Below are 19,010 nucleotides of genomic sequence, written 5' to 3'. Positions count from 1 at the left end.
GCCCGGGGCGTGAAGATTTGTACTGTTGGTAAAGCGGCTCGGATCGCGGCGAGCTTGCTAGCCCCCCTCGTGGAAGTCGGTTTTGTGATCCAATCCCGGATGCACTCAAGCGCACCCGCCGAAATATGGCGGTCGGTGCGTGGTTTGCCAGACTTCTGGCGGCTGCTGCAGGTGCGCATGGCGAGTCAATTCGGTGACGGTCTGTTTCAGGCGGGGCTCGCGGGAGCGTTGCTGTTCAATCCGGACCGGGCCGCCGATCCGATGGCGATCGCGCGGGCATTCACCGTGTTGTTCCTGCCTTACTCGCTGTTGGGACCGTTCGCGGGAGCGCTGATGGACCGCTGGGACCGGCGGCTGGTGCTCGTAGGTGCCAACGCCGGCCGTCTCATCCTGATCGCCGCCATCGGGACCATCCTGGCCGTCCGGGCAGGCGACCTGCCGCTGTTATTGGGCGCGCTGTTCGCCAACGGCCTGGCGCGGTTCGTCGCGTCCGGGCTGTCGGCGTCGCTGCCGCATGTCGTGCCGCGCGAACAGGTGGTGACCATGAACGCCGCAGCGAACGCGGCCGGGGCCGTCGCCGCCTTCATCGGCGCCAACTTCATGCTCGTTCCCCGGTTCGTGTTCGGCGCCGGCGACAAGGGCGCCTCGGCGATCATCTTCCTCACCGCGATTCCGGTGTTGATCGCCTTACTGCTGTCGTGGCGGTTCGGCTCCCGCGTGTTGGGCCCGGACGACACCAAGCGGGCGATCCATGGGCCGGTTGTCTACGCCGTGGTCACCGGTTGGCTGCACGGCGCGCGCACGGTCGCCCAACGGCCGACGGTCTCCGCCACCTTGTCCGGCCTGGCCGCCCATCGCATGGTGATCGGCATCAATTCCTTGCTGGTGCTGTTGCTCGTCCACCACATGACCGATCCCCAAGCCGGGGGATTGGGTACCGCGCTGCTGTTCTTCGGCGCCGCCGGCCTGGGCGCGTTCCTGGCCAACGTGCTGACTCCGCCCGCGGTCCGTCGCTGGGGGCGCTACAGGACGGTGAACGGCGCGTTGGCGATGTCGGCGATCGTCGAGGTCACCGGCGCGGAGCTAGTGCTGCCGATCATGGTGGCGTGCGGCTTCTTCCTCGGTGTGACCGGACAGATGGTCAAGCTGTGCGCCGACTCGGCGATGCAGATGGACGTCGATGACGCCCTTCGCGGGCACGTGTTCGCCGTCCAGGACGCGCTGTTCTGGGTCTCGTTCATCGTCTCGATCACGGTGGCCGCGGCGTTGATTCCCGCCGACGGGCATGCACCGGCATTCGCATTGTTCGGCTCGGGTCTGTATCTGGCCGGTCTCGCCATGCACAGCTTCCTGGGCCGGCGCGGCGAGCAGGCGAATAATCGCTACCCGGCGGGGGCGATGGACGAGCGGAGGCAATGATGGCGGGTCCCGAACTGATCGTGGCCGATCTACGTGCGGAAAGCGATGAGCTTGACGCCCTGGTGGCGGAGCTGCCGGCCGAACGCTGGGCCGATCCGACGCCCGCGCCGGGCTGGACCATCGCGCATCAGATCGGCCACCTGTTGTGGACCGACCGGGTCGCGCTGACCTCGGTCACCGACGAGGCGGGGTTCGCCGAACAGCTCGAGGCCGCCGCCGCCGACCCAACGGGCTTCGTCGACGCGGGCGCGGCGGAGTTGGCGACTCTGGCGCCGGCCGAATTGCTCGCCGATTGGCGGGCCACCCGTGGCCGGCTGCACGACGAGCTGCTGAACGTTCCCGCTGGGCGCAAGCTTCCCTGGTTCGGGCCGCCGATGAGTGCGGCGTCGATGGCTACCGCGCGGTTGATGGAGACCTGGGCTCACGGGCTGGACGTGGCCGACGCGCTGGGCGTCAAGCGGGTGGCCACCGACCGGCTGCGGTCGATCGCCCACCTGGGGGTGCGCACCCGCGACTACGCGTTTTTCGTCAACAATCTGCCTGCTCCGGCCGAGGCGTTTCTGGTCGAGCTGCACGGACCCGGGGGCGACACCTGGAGCTGGGGACCTCCCGACGCGGTGCAGCGGGTCACCGGTTCGGCCGAAGACTTCTGCTTCCTGGTCACGCAGCGCCGCCCACTCAGCGCTCTGGACATCACGGCGCACGGGGCCGACGCCCAGCGCTGGCTGGAGATTGCGCAAGCCTTCGCGGGACCGCCCGGCGACGGTCGATGAGCGCGCGTGCGCGCGAAGAGAGCCGGCGCCCATCCGACCCGGCGACGGTCGATGAGCGCGCGTGCGCGCGTTAGTGGAGCGGGCCGCCGTAACTTGCCCGGTTCTCGGCCTCGGCCTCTTCACGCAGCGCCGAAATCGCCAGATTGAGCCTGTCGGCGAGCTCGCCGTGGGCATATCCGGTCATCACGCTCGGGTGCAGGTTCAGCTTGAGTAACCGTCCGTCGGAATTCGCCACGGCATAGATGTCACCGAGGTCGACGCTGTAGGTGACGGCCTCGGCCTGGGCCACGAGGGCTTCCCATTTGTCGGCGGCTTCGCTCAGTTCGCGCAGAACTGATTCGACGAGATCCTTATCGCTGAGATTCGCGCGCCTGCCCGAACCCGACACGGTCACAGTATGTCGACCCCTCCCACCAGCGTCAATTCAAAATCCTGGTTGCGCGCAACCACCCGTGGCCTATGTGCTGGGCGGCGGGCTGGCGAGTTTCTGATACCAGGCGAGGTGATAGTTCGCCGACACCGCGTCTCCGCTCGCGATGCCTTCGGTGGCGGCCATCAACAAACATTTGAGCAGAAGCGCCGGATTCACGGCCGGGTACTGGACCAAAAGCTGGTAGCGCGCCGTATCGAGGTGCACCCGCAGCACGTCGACCTCCTGGTCGACGATGAAGGCCTCCGCGGCGGCCGCGTCGGCCAGCCTCTGCACAATCCGGGGGAGTCCGTCGAAGCGGCGCGTGGTGTCGCTCAGCACTCTGCGCAGGTCCTCGATGGCCGGCAGCTCGCGCGGTTCCAACGACGACTTGGTCGCGGCGAAGTCGACCGAGCGGCGCAGCGTAGCACCGGGAGCGTAGGTCACGATGCGCACGGCGTCCCCGAGCAACGCGGTGACCCTGCCGCTGCGTTGCTCCGGTTCCAGCAACCGCACGCCGGCCGGCAGTGTGATGCCGGCCGGTATCCATCCGTGGGCGAGGTCGGTGACCAAAACTGTCGTGCCGTCCGCACGATCACCGACCGCCCAGTTCAACCGCGGCTCCTGGCGGACCACGAACTCGAGGAGTCGGTTCAGTCGCTCGACATCGAAACCTGTTGCAGTGACGGTTTTTTCGGAAGGCGGGCGGGGCGGCTCCTGGGAAGGCGGCTCATCTCGGCCCGTGGCGGGATCGCCGACGACCGCGTGGTGACGACCGCTGTCCGCCGGCTCGTCGGCGACGGGCAGGGCCTCGGTGATCGCGGGGATGACCTGAGTCTCCTCGAGGGAAGCCAACTCCGCGTCGTCGGCGGGCGGCGGTTGCTGGGCCGGCCGCGCCTCGTCCGGGACCGGCGCCGGCTCCGGCGCCTCCACGTGGTGGCGACCGTTGCCGACGGCGTCCCAATGCACCGCGCTCTCGGCCGGCTCGTCCATGACGGGCCCGGCCTCGGTGATCGCCGGGATGACCTGCGTCTCCTCCGTCGAGCCCACCGTGGTGTCGTCCACCGGTTCTGGAGCCCACTCGGGTGCGGCCTGATCGATCGCCCGCTCTTGCGCTTCCAGGTGGTGGCGACCGTCGGCGACGGGCTCCGCGCTCCCGGCCGGCTCGTCAATCGCGGGCACGTCCTCGCTGATGGTGGGGATGACCTGGGTCTCCGCAAGAGAAGCCGCCGCTGCGTCGTCGGGCGCATGCTCTTGGGCGGGCCGCGTCTCGTCCGGGACCGGCGCCGGCTCCGGCGCCTCCACGTGGTGGCGGCCGTTGGCGACGGGCTCCGTATCAACGGCAGGCGGTATGACCTGGGTCCCCTCCTGGGCGGTCGTCTCATCCGGAGGCGGAGCGGCGTCGTCACCGTCTTGCGGCCCGACCGGAGCGGGCTTGTCGGCGATCCGCCAGCGTGGCTTACGCACAGTCCTGGTGGGCGCATTGGAAGGTTCCGCGTCCGTCACCGAAGGAATGACTTGGGTCTGATCCATGCCCGGTGCCGGTGGTCCGGCGAAGTGCGGGCCGGGATGCCCGACGGTCACCCCGGCGTTCGAGGCGCGCAGCTGGCGGATCGTCGATTCGACGCGCCGCACCGCGCGGGCACGCGATTCATCGATGACCCGGGTCTCCTCCGCCTGGCGGGGCAAATCGGCCAGACCCGCACGTTTGATCATCTTGAGCTGCTCGTTCGCGCTGTCGGCGATTCGCCGTAGGTCAGTCCTCAGATAGTCTGCAAGCGCGGTGTTTTCGGCAGTGATCGTGGAAAGCTCGGCAGGCCAAAGCCCACCGATCACCCACGGGGTGCAATCGATGGGAGAGCTGAAGGCCGGCTTCGACAGTGATTCCCGGGTAGCTCTCCGGAGGCGCTGACGCGCCGTCATCCGACCGAAGATCGCCACCGGCTAAGCGTACCGGGAGCTGATGAATCGCCTATTCGGTCGGTGAATTGTGCAGCTGTGACGGCCTGGGTAGCGTGGAGATATGGCTGAATCTGCCCTGCAGCAGCAACTCGACGAGGTGCGTGCCCTGCTCGCTCGCGCACGAGAGTTGTTCGGCCCCAATCCCGTAGAGCCACCCACGGATATCGCTCCAGATCCCGAGGCGGCCAAGACCTGGGTGCTCTAGGTGGGCGGAACCGGTTAGGTCGAGCCGCCGCGGCGGCGCAGCTTATGTGCCAGTAGCTTCTCGATCGCCGCATCGAGGTCTCGCGGGGTCGGCACCTCTGCCGAGGGAGTGTGTCCGGCCGCCAGGATTTCCTCGCGGATTTCCAGCAATGCCTTCAGGCAAGACACGTCGGCCGTCAGCAAGATGCCTCGTGCCAGTGTGTCGGCGTCGGTCTCCATCGCCTCTTCGCTCAGGGCGACGCTGTGCATGTACCCGCCGCGGCAAGAGCGGACGAGGATGTGCCCACTCGGGTGAACGGTGTCAAAAGCGGGGTTCGCGTCCGTCATCGACCGCGGTCAGCAATGCCGCCGAGGTTGCGCGCCGCATCCTGCTCGTGCTGTTCCCACATCGTTGCCGACGCCCTGAGTTTGTCCGCCAAATCGGCGTGGTCGGCTGCTTGTTGCTCATAGCACTGGCGTCTGAGCTCGAGCAGTTCGCGCCCGGCGTCACGAAGTTCACCGAAGATGGGGCCCAGCGAGTCCAGGCTTTCCTGGATGGCCTCGTGCGAGGACGGCACCGTGCGTAAGTACTCGGACGTCTCCTGGTGACGCGCAGCGGCTTCACGCAAGTGCGCGGGCACCACATGGATCGAATCTGCCATCCGCTGTCTCCTTTTCCCGTCCGCCGGCCAGACCGGCGGGATCACTATTGTCAGGTGGCCGGCCAACTCGCCGGCCGGGTGGGTGTCGGTGTGTCTGGCTTCGTCGGTGCGGTCGCGACCGCGGCCGCCGCCGGTGGATGCTCCCAGCCTAGAAAGCTTGGTCCGCTCACGGTGGCGATGTCTTGGATTTGGCCATCGAGAAGGGCCTTGCCCGGGCCGAGGGCAAGGGCGTGCCGGTCGATGAACATTCCGATGTCCGCCGGAGCCACGTGCGACACGTCGACCGGTTCGGTGATCGCGGTGCCCGGCGGTGGAATCGTTATTCCTTGCTGCTGGAAGGCATCCGGTATCGCCACTCCACCGACCGCGGCCCTGATCGCAGCCGCCAGCTGGGGACTGGCCGCCGTCACCGTCTCACCGTCGGGCAGGGTCACCGTGGTGGGACCGGCCGGAGTCGATGCATCTCCCACCGCCGACGCGTCCTGGACGGCGTCCCCGTCTTGGTCGCCCGGTTCATCCGACGATGGGTCCGTCTTCGCATCGTCGTCGGTGGGGTCCAGCACGCCTTCGTCGTCGAGGCCCTGCAGCGCAGGATCCGTTCCGTCGTCACCCTGCAGGCCGGGAAGCGGGAACCCGCTCGGCGGCGCGCCGAGGCTCGGCAGTCCGGACGCGAGGCTGGGCATTGTCGGCGGCACAGGAGCCAAGGGCGCGGGGGGAGCGGTCACACCCTCCGGCACAACCGTTCCCGACGAATCATCGGGTGGCAGGCCCGGGTCGTCTGCCAACAACGAATCCAGCAGCGGATCCCAGTCGGAGTCGCCCGTGGCCGGCGCGGTGGCCGCATCGGCGTCGGACGACACCCTGGCCGAGGGGCGTTCTTCGGAAGTGTTCGACTGATTCTTGGACGCGTCGTACAGCGACGTCCATGCCGCCATCAGTGCCGACTTCGACGTGTCGTCGAGGCTCGCGTCGAGGACCACCGCGCGAATGTCACGGAGTTTGCCGATCAGAAAGCGCTGAAAATCGCGCGCCCCGGCCGGGGTGTCCAAATCCGACCGCGTCCGCACCGCGGCTTCGGTGTCCTGCTGCAACTTCGCCAACGCCTGGCCGCCTTCGACGGTGTTGAGGTGGGCGTTCAAGATGGCCGTGATCACCTGCATGTCCAGCTGAGAACTCGCTGAATTCTGGTGCGACAGTGCGGCTTCGGCTCGCGAGATGGCTTCCGCCGCCTCGCCCTTCTCTCCTTCCGGCATCGCCGCATGCTGCTGACGGATCTTGTCAACAATCGCCTGGAGCCGCTCGGGACGCGCCGTGGGGGTGATCACGGCGGCCAGCTCACTGGGCGACAGGCCCGCCTGCCACGCGTTGGGGTCACCGGTTTGGTCCCGGGCATATTTCACCGCGGCAAGCAGCTCCTCGTACGCCGACATCAGCTAGCCGACCGGCGCTGCGGTCACCGCTTGTCTTTGCGGCAGGTGTCGCGGCCCCTCCATGCCCGGCGACAGTACCCAGACCCTTTCCGGTGGACAATTCACTGCGCCAAGCGATTGTGGATGACACGGTGATGCTTGCCTTGCTAGCCGTTGCCCGAGCTGTACCCGTCCCGAAGGCCTTCCAGTACAGCCTTTTTCGCTCGACCGAGTTCACGCGCCTCCTCGACGACCGCGGTGATCTCGCGCTGCTTGGCGAGCAGAAACCGCTGAAACTCACGCGCCCCCGTCGGCGTGTCCAGCGCAAGGTTCGCCTGATGCGCGGTGGCATGGTCGATCTGCTCGGCGATGGCATCCAATCGCCTGGCGCCTTCGCGCGTGGCGGCGTGGGCGCTGGCCAGCACTTCGGCCAGCACGCGGTCGGCGTCGGCCGCCGTACCGTGCTGGCCGGCCAGGTCTGATTGCCGTGCCTGCACGGCGGCTACCGAGGGTCCGGCTTGTTCCGTCATCGACTCACCCTGTTCGTCATAGCGGTCGGCGAATAGCGACGTTGGCGCCCAGCCGGCTGATCCGGACCGAGGCTCCCGAGTAGGGCGCTTCGACCACCAGGTTGTTGCCGATGGCCAGCTGGACGTGTCCGGCGTGCGGGAAGACCAGATCACCGGCGCGGACTTGCGAACGAGTCACCGGGATCCCGTCGTTGATCTGCTGATAGGTGGTGCGGCCCAGGCGAATTCCCGCTTGCGCGTAGCTCCACTGCACCAGCCCCGAACAATCGAACCGGTCGGGGCCGGTCGCACCCCAGACGTAAGGTCGGCCAAGGCGCGACAGTGCGGCGCGCACCGCGATTGCGGCGCGCCCGGTCGATCCCGACCCCCCGGCGCGGTGGCGCAGGAGTTGGTAGCGCAGCGAACGCAGTTCCCCCACGCGTCGTCGCGCCCGGAGGCGGGCCGATAAAACGTGGGCGCGTTGGGTCCGCAGTCGCGCCGCGCGGCGACGCATCGCTTCGCGCTGGGCCATCGGTGTCACCGGGACGGCTGCGTCGGCTCGTGCTTCGTCGAGTACGCCCCGGGTCAGATCACGGGCCTCGGCCCGCTCGCGTAGAGCACCGGCGATGACGCCGGCTGCGGCGGTATCCGCGGCGGCGGCCGTGGCGAGCCGTTGCCGGCCGTGATCCGCGGCGAGCCGGTAACCCCCGTGCGCCAAGGCGTCGTTCAACCCGCCGGCTGCGCGCAACAGGGTGCGATAGTGTCCCGTGCCCGCATCCAGTGATGGGGGCCGCGTGCCGCCGGCGAACAGGTCGTGAGCGCGACTCAGCAGCTCGATATCGCTGTGGGTCACTGCGCCTCCTCGGCTTGTGGGGCTTCGGATTCGACGGCGGCGGTGAAGGCGCGGACGCGAGGGAGCGCTCCAGGTGGAATAACGCCCCGGTTGCGGATGTCCCACATTTCCCCGACGTCGACGCCGACCAGCGCGGCGATGATCGTCTCCGGCAAGGACGATCGGGCGCATGCCCGGTCGAAGCGCGCGCTCAAGCTGGTCGGCATCCGCTTGAGCAGCGCAGTTCGAGTCGCCTCGAGGGCTTGGAGATGGTCCATCAGGCGGTCGGTGGAGTCCGCGCCGGCGTTCACCGCGACCCGCCAGGAACCGGCGGCCAGCAGTTCTGCCTTCACGCACTGAGCGATCACAGACAGAATATACGTCTCATATTCGTTTGATGTTGTCGCAGGCAAGCGATCGATGACGGATTTGAGGGCTTCGAGCTGAGCTTCGGCATAGCCTTCCAGCACTTCCGTGTCGCTATGCCGGTCTACGACCACTGGTCCGGTGCGCCGTGCGGGCTCGACGGCGGGCGGTTGCGCGGCCATCAGCCGGGCTAGTTCCGCATCCGGATCGGCGGCCACCAACAGCCGCGAATACGTACCGGGCGGCAGGCCCAGCCCATTCTCAACCTTTTGAACTGTGCTTTTGTGGGGCTTGCGGGCGCCCCGCTCCAGGAAACTCAAACCCATGATGCTGACGCCGGTGACGGCGGCCAGGTCGGCCAATGACCAGTCACGTGACTCCCGGAGGGCGCGGATCGCCGCGCCGGCCGATTCACGGCTCATCGCACGCTCCGGCCATAGGCCGGATATTACACACGCCGGGTCGTATCGCTGTAGATATACGTTTCTGTCACGTTTCTCTTGCGCAGTGACTCCATGTCTGTATACGCTTCTGTCTACGTTTCACGCTCGACAAGGAGACCGACATGGGACACCCCTGCGCTGCCAACCCGGAACTTTGGTTCGGCTACCCCGACGACGACGGTGGTGACGGCGCCGCGAAGGCCCGTGCGTACGAGCGGTCGGCCGTCGAGGCGCGGATCCAATGCCTGCGCCGTTGTCCGCTGGCGCAGCAACGCCAATGCGCCCAGCACGCCATCGCGCACCGCGAGGAATACGGCGTGTGGGCCGGCGTCAAACTGCCGGGGGGCCAATACCGCAAGCGCGAACAGCTCGCGCAGGCCCACGAGGTGCTGCGGCGCATCGCGTCCGGCGAGATCAATTCGCGTCAGCTGCCCGAGAACGCGGCCCTGCTCGCCAACCACGAACACGAGGCCGTTGCGGTTGCCGCGGTGGTGCTGCACCTGCCGCTCGCACAGGTGGGGCCGCGCTCGGCCGCCTGAGCTTCCTTCGCGGGCCAGTTTGCTGACCTGGTCGACGGGGTAGACGGGCGGCACGACCGAGTCTGTCGACCCAAAGGCGGGATCCATGACGTTCGACCTGACCCCGACCGCAGCGCAGCACGACCTGGCCCGACGGACCCACGAGTTCGCCGAAGAAGTGATCCGCCCCGTGGCGCTCCACTACGACCAACGGCAGGAGTTCCCGTGGCCGGTGTTGGAGGAGGCGGCCCAACGCGGCTTTTACAGCCCGCTGTTCTACCGTGACCTGATCGGCGATCCGACCGGCCTCTCGCTGCCGATGTTCATGGAGGAGCTGTTTTGGGGCTGCGCCGGGATCGGGTTGGCGATCGTGATGCCCGCATTGGCCCTGTCGGCGATCGGACAGGCCGCGTCGCCAGAGCAGATGGTGGAGTGGGCGCCCGAATGCTTCGGTACCCCAGGCGATCTCAAGCTCGCGGCCCTGGCGATCTCCGAACCCGAGGGCGGCAGCGACGTACGCAATCTGCGCACCCGCGCGCGCCGCGACGGTGACGACTGGATCATCGACGGCCACAAGATGTGGATCGGCAACGGCGGGATCGCCAACGTGCATGTGGTCAACGCCGTCGTCGACGAGGAGCTCGGCCACCGCGGCCAGGCGCTGTTCGTGGTGCCCGGTGGCACGCCCGGGTTGAAGCTGGTGCGGAAGCTGGACAAGCTGGGCTGCCGCGCCTCCCACACCGCCGAGCTGTTGTTCGAAGGCGTCCGGGTGCCGGCCGCGAATCTGCTTGGTGGACAAGAGAAACTGGAGCACAAGCTCGCGAAGGCGCGTGAGGTGGTGGCGGGCGGGAAGCGTTCGGGGTCGGCGACATTGGGCACGTTCGAACAGACCCGGCCCATGGTCGCCGCCCAGGCCATCGGGATCGCGCGCGCCGCGCTGGAGTACGCAACGGCATACGCCACCGAGCGCGAGGCCTTCGGCGCGCCGATCATCGACAATCAGGGGATTGCCTTCCCGCTGGCGGAGCTGGCCACCCAGATCGACGCCGCCCGGCTGTTGACATGGCGAGCGTCGTGGATGGCGGCCAACAACGTTCCCTTCGAACGCGGGGAAGGCTCGATGTCGAAGATGGCCGCCAGCGAGGTGGCCGTGAAGGCGACCGAACGCGCCCTTCAAACCATGGGCGGCTGGGGTTACATCACGGATCACCCGGTGGAGAAGTGGTATCGGGATGCCAAGCTGTACACCATCTTTGAAGGCACCAGCGAAATCCAGCGGATGGTGATCGCCAACGCGCTGGGCGCCACCGTCGGCACGCCGCCACTGCACGTCGTGCTCGAGCCGTCGGGCGGACCGTTGAACCGGGTTTTCGGCCGCGGCACCCCGCTGCGGTCCCGCGCCGCCGATACCGCACTGTCGATGCAGGACCGAGTGCCCGAACCCGTCATGCGGCTGGCCATGAAGGTGCTCCGGCCGCCACGCAAGTAATGGCGTATGGGTACCGTCGGGTGCGATGAGCAACCTCGAGCCGGCGCCGGTCGAAGTCGCCTGCGCGGCTTCGCCAAGCGTGGGCGTCGAAGTGCTGCGGCCCCGGGAGGTTCCGTTGGGCGGGCCCCGCGCCATGCAGGTGCATCGCACGCTTCCGCAACGCCAGCGCTCGCTGATCGGGGCGTGGTGCTTCATCGACCACTACGGCCCTGCGGCGACGCGCATGGACGTTCCGCCGCATCCGCCAACTGTGGGAGGACGGCGACGATCGTTTCGGCGTCATCCACGGTTACCGGGGTTCGCTTGCCCGCCTGCCCGCCCCGCCGCTGCCGACCACGCGGCTGCGGCCTCGACCCGTACCGCAACGAAAGGGAAACACATGACCACCGACAAGACAGGAGCCGAAGCGACCGTCAGCCTCGAGGACGGCCGCTACACCATTGCCGTGGACGGCAAGCAGGTCGGCCTCGCCGACTTCGCCGACCGTGGCGACCAGCGGGTTTTCTACCACACCGAAATCGACCCGGCGTACGGCGGACGCGGCCTTGCCACGATTCTCGTCGAAGAGGCGCTCAACGAAGCCCGGGACGAAGGCAAGCGCATCGTTCCGGTGTGCTCGATGATCGGCACCGTGCTCAAGAAGCACCCCGAATACGACGACATCACCGACGCGGTTACGCCTGACGTTCAGCGGTGGTTGCAGTCGTCGTAGCGGTGCGACAGCTATTCCGTCGAAGCCCGTCCCGAGTCGAGCACACAGACAGCCGCCGGACCGCCCGCGAGACCGCTCGCTGCCAGCGCGTAGGCGGTTGTCTCGTACATGACTTCTCACCGCATCATCAGGGCAGCCCTCGGCCATCCACTGTGGAGATGCTTGATGCCATCAGCAGGCGATCGCGTACCGGCGCCTGACGTTGCCACGAGACAAGTCGGCGCCGTCGGACGGGATAACGGGTGGCTAAACAGTATGTGTCTCGTCGTCATCGACCGTGTTATTTGGGCGTGCAGTGGAAACGTCGACCGTACGATTAAGGTCCTCTGCCAGCCTTCTGCGACGGGGGCACCACCGACATGACCCAGCCCGTAAACAACATGCCCGTACTAGAAGGGCATGTCGTCGACAAGTTGAATGCGACGCGGGCCCGGGTCAACGCGGCGTCTGAAGCGTTAGCCGCGTTGGATGCCGACGCCAACATCGCAGTCTTGCGTGGCACGGCGGCACAAGTCGGCAACACTCTCATCGAAACCGCCGCCGATGATGCGTTATGGATGGTTCTTGCGCATCGAACCGACAACGCGCTGACACCCGGCGAGAGAGCCCGGCTGCGCGCGGCGGTGAGCATCAACTGGGTTGAGACCCTCAACGCACTCGGCTATAAGGAGCCGCCGCCGGCCGACACGTACGGGACGTCCTTCGTGCAAGCGTTATCCACCGTGATCGTCGAGCGCGATGGACGCAACATCGACGAGGTGCGGGCCCAGGTACGGGAACTGGGCAAGCAGTTGGTCGCATTGACCGTCCTGCCGGCGGCCACGCCGTCGCGGTTTCGCAAGTGGTTACGCCGAGGATCCCGCGTCGTCCGCGGATTGGCCGTCGCGGCTGGTGTCGCGGCTGCCGTCGTGGTGATCGGCCAAGCGGTGATGCCCGCGGCGACGGCTGCGGCGATCGCTGCGGCGGCGGCTCCGCTGGTCCCTGGTCACGTCATCGGGACCTCTGTGATCGTCGAAGTGGTCAACGAGGTCACGAAGAAGTCCATCGAGTTCGCTTTGAATGCGGCGTTGGGACGGGACCCCGACGCTGCCGACGACGAGGACGGCCCGACGGCGGCGCAGCGCGCGCGACAGCACCTGGGCAATGTCTCCGTTCCCCAGATCCAAGCCCTGACCGAGGAGTGGGCCGGCGAACATGCCAAGCGGCCCATAGCGGCCTCACGGCAACTCATCGGCACCGCCACTTTGAGCGTCCACCTTGCGGCAGTCGCCGCCGCGGGCGCCGACTGGGCGAGCGCGGGGCTTTGCGATCAACTGAACGCGGTGCTGGCTCTGTTGGGGGCCGTCGACGCCGCTCTGGACGAGCAGGCCCCCGATGCGGCCGAGATCGCCAAGGCCTTCGCCAGCTTGGCCGAGCAAGTGGGCGCAGCCCAAGCGCAACTCAACGAGGCGACCCACCCGTGAACCCTGTCGACGAACTCACCGCCCTGGCCCTTGCACAGCAAGCTCTGATCGACGAGCTTCAAGTTGATAAGGCCCGGCGTCACTTCGAATGGGCGCAGGCCCAGCATGAACTCGTAGTGGCAAAGCAGGATTACCTGCGGATCCTGAATCCACGGTGGGACTTCATAGACGGCAAACTCACGCGGGACCCGAAGTGGACGGCACCAAGCGAGGCCAAGCGCCAGGCACACCAGCGCGCGATTGCAGAGCGTAGAGATGAGGTCACAGCCTGCAGTGCAGCGGAGGCCGCAGTGGATACGGCGTTGGCCGAAGCCTGCGCGCGTCTCCGGGAGATGCGCGCGGCGTGGCCCGCGGCACTGGGACCATTCCCGGTACCCGAGACGGGCCCGCCCGACACCGACGAGTGACAGCGCTTCCCCTGGTCCTGGGAAATCTGCCGGATCCATAGTTCGATGCGCCGGCCACCTGGGTCACCTAGGTGATCAACTTCGTCGACGCGCCCCTACAACTCCTTTTGCTGTGCGGCCCCCAGCGTCGATCGGGTATCTGTAGACGATTACGGGGACTTACGGGACAAAGTCCCCTACGGCACCTGGAATCGCACCCCCGCGGCCAGGCCCCACGCAAACACAAAGGTCACGACCCCTTTTCGAGTTCGTGACCTTCGTGCCTGCAGTTCGTAGAACCGCTCAACTGTGGGCGAAGGGGGACTTGAACCCCCACGTCCCGAAGGACACTGGCACCTGAAGCCAGCGCGTCTGCCATTCCGCCACTCGCCCGGAAAAACAACCGATGGACCATATCACTCTAATAGCCGCATTCCCCAACTGCCTGGTCGGGCCGGGCGGCTGGGCGGCGCTGCGGGCCAACGTCTCTGAGCAGGGCGGACGCAGTTCTCAGAGTTTTCACGGTGCCGCGAGCTCGCGCTGTGTCGATACCATGCTGGAGTGAGAGGTCACTCCGCGCATCGTTTGCCGCATAGCAGCGACACGCGTCGGCAAGTGCAGGCGAACGGCGGGGCATGAGTAGCCAACGGGGGCTGGCGGCGCGGATCGAGCGCAAGCTTGAGGCCACCGTTGACAATGCCTTCGCCCGAGTCTTCGGCGGATCGATTGTTCCGCAGGAGGTGGAGGCCCTGCTGCGCCGCGAAGCCCGCGACGGCGTCCAGCGGCTGCATGGAAATCGGTTTTTGGCCCCCAACGAATACATCATTACCCTCGGAAGGCACGACTTCGAGAAGGTGGGCGCCGACCCTGATCTCACGTCGGGCGCTTTCGCTAGGTACTTGGCCGACTACATCCGTGAACAGGAGTGGCAAACGTATGGTGATGTGGTCGTCCGGTTCGAGCAATCGTCGAACCTGCGTACCGGCCAGTACCGCGCCCGTGGTGCTGTCAACCCCGATGTGCAGCCCCGCCCGACGGTCAATGAGCCCGTCCGGCCACAATCAAATAATGCGTTCGGCGCAGAACGAGGAGTAGCACCAATGACTGACGATTCGAGCTACCGCGGGGCTCAGGGGCCGGGGCGGCCCAGCGATGAGTATTACGACGACCGCTACGGGCGTCCGCAAGAGGGTGGCGCAGAACCGCAGGCGGGGCCTGAACCGCGCGGTGGGTACCCACCGCCGCCCGAGCAGGGCGGCTACCCGCCGCAGCAGGGCTACCCGCCACCGCGGCATCCCGAGCAGGCCGGCTACCCCGAGCAGGGCCAAGGCGGCTACCCGGAGCAGGGCGGCTACCAGGCGCCGGGCGGCTACCCCGACCAGCGCGGGTACCAAGGCCCGGGGGGATACCCCGAGCAGCGCGGCTACCAGGGCCAGGGCGGGGGCTACCCCGAGCAGGGCCAAGGCGGGTACCCGCCGCAGTACGAGCAGCGCCCTCCCGCGCCCGGTGGGTACGGCGGCCAAGGTTACGACCAGGGCTACCGCCAGGGCGGCGGGTACGGCCCGCCCGGCGGCGGTCAGCCCGCCGGCGGCCAGCAGGGCTACGGCGGGTACGGCGAATACGGCCGCGGACCGGCGCGCCCCGACGAGGGTGCCTACGCTCCGCCCGAGCAGCGGCCGGCCTACCCCGAGCAGGGCGCGGGCTATGAGCAGGGCGGCGGCTATGAGCAGGCCGGCGGGTACGAGCAGGGATACCAGCAGGGCGGCGGCGGCTACAGTCGGCAGGATTACGCCGGCGACTACACGCAGTACGCGGAGAACGTCCCGGGCGGGGGATACGGCGGCCAGGGCGGCGGGTACCCCGAGGCCCCCCAGCGCGATTACGACTACGGCCAGCAGGCCGAGTACGCCCAGCCCGCCGACTACGGCCAGCAGGCCGGCGGCTACGGCGCTTACGGCGGCGGCTATGGTGCGGCCGGGACGACGGTCACGCTGCAGCTCGACGACGGTAGCGGCCGCACCTATCAGCTCCGCGAGGGCTCCAACATCGTGGGCCGCGGGCAAGACGCCCAATTCCGGTTGCCCGACACCGGCGTGTCACGGCGTCACCTCGAGATCCGTTGGGACGGGCAGGTGGCGCTCCTGTCGGACCTGAACTCGACCAACGGCACCACCGTGAACAACGCGCCCGTGCAGGAATGGCAGTTGGCCGATGGTGACGTGATCCGCCTGGGCCACTCGGAGATCATCGTCCGGATCCACTGAACCCGCTGGGCTCAACGCTGCCCTGCTTCGCCCCGTGTCGACCGCCGTCCAAGTATCGTGACGTTGCCGATGTGCTCGGGGTCATGGGCGCCGGGGGGACTACGCCGCCAGGACGGAAAGGACGCCAGATGCAGGGACTCGTACTGCAGCTGACGCGTGCCGGATTTCTGATGTTGTTGTGGGTATTCATCTGGTCCGTGTTGCGGATCTTGCGGACCGATATCTACGCCCCCACCGGCGCCGTCATGGTGCGCCGGGGCTTGACGTTGCGCAGCACCCTGCTGCCGTCGCGGGAACGCCGGCACGCCGCGCGCTACCTGGTGGTGACCGAGGGGGCGTTGGCCGGGGCCCGCATCACACTCAGCGGGCAACCGGTGTTGATCGGGCGGGCTGACGACTCAACCCTGGTGCTCACCGACGACTACGCCTCAACGCGGCACGCCCGGCTATCTCAGCGCGGTTCGGAATGGTACGTCGAGGATCTAGGATCGACAAACGGCACTTACCTTGACAGGGCAAAGGTGACGACTGCGGTACGAGTTCCCATAGGGACGCCGATTCGGATCGGCAAGACGGCGATCGAGCTGCGCCCGTGACCCGCGCTCACGACGATGATGCCGGCTTAGCCGGGATCGAGGAGTTGCGCCCGTGACCCTGGTCCTGCGATACGCCGCGCGCAGCGATCGCGGCCTGGTGCGCGCCAACAACGAAGACTCCGTATACGCCGGTGCCCGGCTGCTCGCCCTGGCCGACGGCATGGGCGGCCACGCCGCGGGCGAGGTCGCCTCCCAACTGGTGATCGCCGCGCTGGCCCACCTCGACGACGACGAACCCGGCGGCGACCTGCTGGCCAAGCTCGACGCCGCGGTGCGCGCCGGCAATGCAGCCATCGCGGCGCAAGTGGAGGCGGAGCCCGAACTCGAGGGAATGGGCACCACGCTCACCGCGATCCTGTTCGCGGGCGACCGAATTGGCTTGGTACACATCGGCGATTCGCGCGGCTATCTGCTGCGTGACGGTGAACTGACGCAAATCACCAAGGACGACACCTTCGTCCAGACCCTCGTCGACGAGGGCCGCATCACCCGCGAAGAGGCGCACAGCCACCCGCAGCGGTCGCTGATCATGCGCGCGCTGACCGGTCACGAGGTCGAACCCACGCTGACCATGCGCGAGGCGCGGGCCGGCGACCGCTACCTGCTCTGCTCCGACGGACTCAGCGACCCGGTCAGCGACGAGACCATCCTGGAAGCCCTGCAGATCCCGGACGTGGCCGAAGCCGCCTACCGCCTCATCGAGCTGGCGCTGCGCGGCGGCGGCCCGGACAACGTGACCGTGGTGGTCGCCGATGTCGTCGACTACGACTACGGCCAAACCCAACCAATTCTGGCCGGCGCGGTTTCCGGTGACGACGACCAGATGACATTGCCCAACACCTCCGCCGGCCGCGCCTCCGCGATCAGGCCCCGCGAGGAGGCCGCGAAACGCGTTGCGCCCCAACCAGAAACCCCCAACCGGCCCCGCTGGCCACGGCGCCGGATGTTCTTCGTCGTGACGTTGGCGGTGTTGTTCGTTCTGTCGGGCCTGGCCATCGCCTGGTGGGTGATCCAGCGCAACTATTACGTCACCGAATACGACGGCAAGGTCTCGATAGTCCGCGGAATCCAGGGGTCCTTGCTGGGTCTGCCGCTGCAGGAGCCCTATCTGGTCGGCTGCCTGAGCGCGCGGAACGAGCTGTCGCTGATCAGTTACGGCCAATCCGGCCACTCGAACTGCCAACTGATGACTCTGCGGGACTTGCGCCGTCCCGGGCAGGTCCAGGTGCAAACCGGGCTGCCGGGCGGCAGCCTGGACCAGGCCGAGTCACAGCTACGACAATTGCTGGCCGAATACCTGCTGCCCACCTGTCCGTCGCCGCGCGCTACGTCGCCGCCGGGATCCCCGGGCCTCGGGAGCGGCGCCCCCGAGTCAAGTGTCGCGGCATCGCCAGCATCGACCACTCCACCTACCACCGCTTCTCCCAGCCCCAGCTCTTCACCGAAGGCCGCGATGATGAAGTCGGTCGACGCGGCCGGAACGGTATCGGGTTGGCCGTTGCCGAGCCCGGTGCCGAAGATGCCGCCCGTGGCGAAACTGAACAGCGACTGCACGATCTGATAGCCGCTGCCGTCGGGGTCGGAGAACGGGTCCCACCACATCTGCACGCGGACCCGCACGTGCGCGAAGATGAAATACGCGATGACGCTGCCCACCGCGAACAGCACCAGGCCGATCACAACCCAGCTGAACCGTTGTGTCGCAAGGTAAACCACGACCAAGAACGACGCATAGAGCAGCAGCGAGGTGCCGAGGTCCTTCTCGAAGGCCATCACGCCCACCGAGATCACCCACGCGGCCAGCAGTGGCGCGAGGTCGCGTGGGCGCGGCAGGGTCAGGCCCATGAAATGCTTTCCGACGCTGTTGAATAGGCCCCGCTTGGCGATCAGCACGGCGGAGAAGAAGATCAGCAGCAAGATCTTGGAGAACTCGGCGGGCTGAAACGAGAAGCCGGGGAAGCGAATCCAGATCTTCGCGCCGTTCTGCTCGGACAACGATGCCGGCAACAGCGCGGGAATCACCAGCAGCACCAGGCCGGTGATCCCGCAGATGTAGCCATACCGCGCCAGCTGTCGATGGTCTTTGAGGAACGTGACCACGAGCGCGAACGTGATGACCCCGACCACCGTCCACAGCATCTGCTGGGTGGCGCTGGGGTGATGGCGGCCGCTCATCTGGTTGTTGACCAGGTCGAGCCGGTGGATCATCACCAAGCCAAGTCCATTGAGCAGCGCCACAATTGGCAACAGCAACGGGTCGGTATAGGGCGCGAAGCGCCTGATCGCCATGTGCGCCGAACCGAACACGAGTAGGAACACCAACCCGTAGGTGATGACGTTCCAGCGTATTTCACGGTCCTGGTTGGCTTCGACGATGATCAGCGCGGCGACGGTGATGGCCGCGGCGAAGCACAGCAGCAGCAGCTCGGCGTTGCGACGGGTCGGCAGCGGCGGCGTCACCGCGACGGGCGGCTGAAGTTGTGTGGTCATGCCACTGTCCGGCAATCAATGCCCGGTTGAAGTGGGGGCGCTGGAAGCGCGGTGACCGTCTGGGAAGTGGTCGTGGGGCCCACCGGCGAAGGGGTCGCGGGGCCGCCTGCGGTGCTGGTGGGGGC

At 67.4% G+C, this 19,010-nt stretch carries 18 protein-coding genes, 1 tRNA gene and 3 pseudogenes; 12 read left to right on the top strand and 10 right to left on the bottom strand.

Annotated features, from left to right (window positions below):
- Positions 1–99: 99 nt before the first annotated feature.
- Both A5713_RS08630 and A5713_RS08625 read left to right on the top strand, forming a co-directional pair.
- Positions 100–1,419: an MFS transporter gene (locus tag A5713_RS08630; RefSeq protein ID WP_068094693.1), complete on the top strand. Its 1,320-nt coding sequence runs from the start codon at positions 100–102 to the stop codon at positions 1,417–1,419.
- Positions 1,419–2,192, top strand: a complete 774-nt coding sequence (locus tag A5713_RS08625; protein ID WP_068094689.1) for a TIGR03084 family metal-binding protein — start codon at positions 1,419–1,421, stop codon at positions 2,190–2,192. The genes A5713_RS08630 and A5713_RS08625 overlap by 1 nt, the downstream gene beginning before the upstream one ends.
- 70 nt (positions 2,193–2,262) lie before the next feature.
- Here the strand turns inward: A5713_RS08625 and A5713_RS08620 are convergent, their stop codons facing one another.
- Together A5713_RS08620 and A5713_RS08615 are read right to left on the bottom strand one after the other, a co-directional pair.
- On the bottom strand, positions 2,263–2,586 hold the full coding sequence (locus A5713_RS08620; protein ID WP_197508970.1) for a DUF2710 family protein: 324 nt from the start codon (positions 2,584–2,586) through the stop codon (positions 2,263–2,265).
- 63 nt (positions 2,587–2,649) lie between these two features.
- Entirely contained in the window at positions 2,650–4,317 is a 1,668-nt protein-coding gene (locus A5713_RS08615) for a DUF5632 domain-containing protein (protein WP_231980290.1), read from the bottom strand.
- A gap of 307 nt (positions 4,318–4,624) precedes the next feature.
- Here A5713_RS08615 and A5713_RS28690 point away from each other — a divergent pair, with 307 nt between their 5' ends.
- A complete protein-coding gene (locus A5713_RS28690) occupies positions 4,625–4,768 on the top strand; it encodes a hypothetical protein (protein WP_197508968.1) in 144 nt (47 codons plus the stop codon).
- Positions 4,769–4,782: 14 nt separating this feature from the next.
- Here A5713_RS28690 and A5713_RS08610 read toward each other — a convergent pair whose 3' ends face one another.
- The 6 genes from A5713_RS08610 to A5713_RS08585 form a co-directional block, all read right to left on the bottom strand.
- Positions 4,783–5,094, bottom strand: a complete 312-nt coding sequence (locus A5713_RS08610) for a DUF2694 family protein (protein WP_068094609.1) — start codon at positions 5,092–5,094, stop codon at positions 4,783–4,785.
- On the bottom strand, positions 5,091–5,408 hold the full coding sequence (locus A5713_RS08605; RefSeq protein WP_067916913.1) for an ESX-1 secretion-associated protein: 318 nt from the start codon (positions 5,406–5,408) through the stop codon (positions 5,091–5,093). Before A5713_RS08605 ends, A5713_RS08610 begins: the two co-directional genes overlap by 4 nt.
- A 50-nt stretch (positions 5,409–5,458) precedes the next feature.
- A complete protein-coding gene (locus A5713_RS08600; protein WP_068094608.1) occupies positions 5,459–6,838 on the bottom strand; it encodes a DUF4226 domain-containing protein in 1,380 nt (459 codons plus the stop codon).
- Between the two features lie 146 nt (positions 6,839–6,984).
- Entirely contained in the window at positions 6,985–7,347 is a 363-nt protein-coding gene (locus A5713_RS08595; RefSeq protein ID WP_068094606.1) for a DUF4226 domain-containing protein, read from the bottom strand.
- A 16-nt stretch (positions 7,348–7,363) separates the two neighbouring features.
- The gene (locus A5713_RS08590) at positions 7,364–8,179 is read right to left on the bottom strand and encodes a C40 family peptidase (RefSeq protein WP_067916896.1); all 816 of its coding nucleotides are present in this window, start codon (positions 8,177–8,179) and stop codon (positions 7,364–7,366) included.
- Entirely contained in the window at positions 8,176–8,946 is a 771-nt protein-coding gene (locus A5713_RS08585) for a helix-turn-helix domain-containing protein (protein ID WP_068094602.1), read from the bottom strand. The genes A5713_RS08590 and A5713_RS08585 overlap by 4 nt, the downstream gene beginning before the upstream one ends.
- Positions 8,947–9,089: 143 nt before the next feature.
- Between A5713_RS08585 and A5713_RS08580 the strand changes: the two genes are divergently transcribed.
- The 6 genes and pseudogenes from A5713_RS08580 to A5713_RS08560 all read left to right on the top strand — a co-directional run bounded on the left by A5713_RS08580 (position 9,090) and on the right by A5713_RS08560 (position 13,556).
- Positions 9,090–9,506 (top strand): WhiB family transcriptional regulator, encoded by a 417-nt coding sequence (locus A5713_RS08580; RefSeq protein ID WP_067916892.1) that lies wholly within the window; start codon positions 9,090–9,092, stop codon positions 9,504–9,506.
- An 85-nt stretch (positions 9,507–9,591) separates the two neighbouring features.
- On the top strand, positions 9,592–10,974 hold the full coding sequence (locus A5713_RS08575) for an acyl-CoA dehydrogenase family protein (protein WP_068094600.1): 1,383 nt from the start codon (positions 9,592–9,594) through the stop codon (positions 10,972–10,974).
- Between the two features lie 25 nt (positions 10,975–10,999).
- Positions 11,000–11,224 (top strand): annotated as a pseudogene (locus A5713_RS27435) (pirin family protein); the annotation flags it as partial.
- 129 nt (positions 11,225–11,353) lie between these two features.
- A complete protein-coding gene (locus tag A5713_RS08570; RefSeq protein ID WP_067916886.1) occupies positions 11,354–11,686 on the top strand; it encodes a GNAT family N-acetyltransferase in 333 nt (110 codons plus the stop codon).
- 464 nt (positions 11,687–12,150) lie between these two features.
- Complete coding sequence (locus A5713_RS08565) at positions 12,151–13,149, top strand: hypothetical protein (protein WP_156751804.1); 999 nt, start codon at positions 12,151–12,153, stop codon at positions 13,147–13,149.
- Positions 13,146–13,556 (top strand): hypothetical protein, encoded by a 411-nt coding sequence (locus tag A5713_RS08560; protein WP_068094593.1) that lies wholly within the window; start codon positions 13,146–13,148, stop codon positions 13,554–13,556. Before A5713_RS08565 ends, A5713_RS08560 begins: the two co-directional genes overlap by 4 nt.
- A gap of 289 nt (positions 13,557–13,845) precedes the next feature.
- On the opposite strand, the gene A5713_RS08555 is transcribed toward A5713_RS08560, so the two are convergent.
- Positions 13,846–13,928: transfer RNA gene (locus tag A5713_RS08555), tRNA-Leu, on the bottom strand.
- Positions 13,929–14,170: 242 nt separating this feature from the next.
- Here A5713_RS08555 and A5713_RS08550 point away from each other — a divergent pair.
- The 3 genes and pseudogenes from A5713_RS08550 to A5713_RS27430 all read left to right on the top strand — a co-directional run.
- A complete protein-coding gene (locus A5713_RS08550) occupies positions 14,171–15,799 on the top strand; it encodes a DUF3662 and FHA domain-containing protein (RefSeq protein WP_068094590.1) in 1,629 nt (542 codons plus the stop codon).
- 128 nt (positions 15,800–15,927) lie between these two features.
- Positions 15,928–16,395: an FHA domain-containing protein gene (locus tag A5713_RS08545; protein ID WP_067916879.1), complete on the top strand. Its 468-nt coding sequence runs from the start codon at positions 15,928–15,930 to the stop codon at positions 16,393–16,395.
- 52 nt (positions 16,396–16,447) lie between these two features.
- Positions 16,448–17,896, top strand: a pseudogene (locus tag A5713_RS27430) (PP2C family serine/threonine-protein phosphatase); the annotation flags it as partial.
- On the opposite strand, the pseudogene A5713_RS08535 reads toward A5713_RS27430, so the two are convergent.
- Positions 17,821–18,885: pseudogene (locus A5713_RS08535) on the bottom strand (FtsW/RodA/SpoVE family cell cycle protein); the annotation flags it as partial. The pseudogenes A5713_RS27430 and A5713_RS08535 sit on opposite strands and share 76 nt — an antisense overlap.
- Between the last annotated feature and the right edge of the window lie 125 nt (positions 18,886–19,010).

Source organism: Mycobacterium sp. E2497 (genome assembly GCF_001668695.1).
In the GTDB taxonomy this organism is placed as follows: Bacteria; Actinomycetota; Actinomycetes; order Mycobacteriales; family Mycobacteriaceae; genus Mycobacterium.
This window is presented reverse-complemented; position numbering and strand designations above follow the sequence as displayed.

Bases quoted from the DNA above. Each gene is read 5' to 3' on its own strand.
- A5713_RS08630 (WP_068094693.1), top strand. From the start codon at position 100: ATGCACTCAAGCGCACCCGCCGAAATATGGCGGTCGGTGCGTGGTTTG.
- A5713_RS08625 (WP_068094689.1), top strand. From the start codon at position 1,419: ATGGCGGGTCCCGAACTGATCGTGGCCGATCTACGTGCGGAAAGCGAT.
- A5713_RS08615 (WP_231980290.1), bottom strand. From the start codon at position 4,317: ATGATCAAACGTGCGGGTCTGGCCGATTTGCCCCGCCAGGCGGAGGAG.
- A5713_RS28690 (WP_197508968.1), top strand. From the start codon at position 4,625: ATGGCTGAATCTGCCCTGCAGCAGCAACTCGACGAGGTGCGTGCCCTG.
- A5713_RS08610 (WP_068094609.1), bottom strand. From the start codon at position 5,094: ATGACGGACGCGAACCCCGCTTTTGACACCGTTCACCCGAGTGGGCAC.
- A5713_RS08605 (WP_067916913.1), bottom strand. From the start codon at position 5,408: ATGGCAGATTCGATCCATGTGGTGCCCGCGCACTTGCGTGAAGCCGCT.
- A5713_RS08600 (WP_068094608.1), bottom strand. From the start codon at position 6,838: ATGTCGGCGTACGAGGAGCTGCTTGCCGCGGTGAAATATGCCCGGGAC.
- A5713_RS08595 (WP_068094606.1), bottom strand. From the start codon at position 7,347: ATGACGGAACAAGCCGGACCCTCGGTAGCCGCCGTGCAGGCACGGCAA.
- A5713_RS08585 (WP_068094602.1), bottom strand. From the start codon at position 8,946: ATGAGCCGTGAATCGGCCGGCGCGGCGATCCGCGCCCTCCGGGAGTCA.
- A5713_RS08580 (WP_067916892.1), top strand. From the start codon at position 9,090: ATGGGACACCCCTGCGCTGCCAACCCGGAACTTTGGTTCGGCTACCCC.
- A5713_RS08575 (WP_068094600.1), top strand. From the start codon at position 9,592: ATGACGTTCGACCTGACCCCGACCGCAGCGCAGCACGACCTGGCCCGA.
- A5713_RS08570 (WP_067916886.1), top strand. From the start codon at position 11,354: ATGACCACCGACAAGACAGGAGCCGAAGCGACCGTCAGCCTCGAGGAC.
- A5713_RS08550 (WP_068094590.1), top strand. From the start codon at position 14,171: ATGAGTAGCCAACGGGGGCTGGCGGCGCGGATCGAGCGCAAGCTTGAG.
- A5713_RS08545 (WP_067916879.1), top strand. From the start codon at position 15,928: ATGCAGGGACTCGTACTGCAGCTGACGCGTGCCGGATTTCTGATGTTG.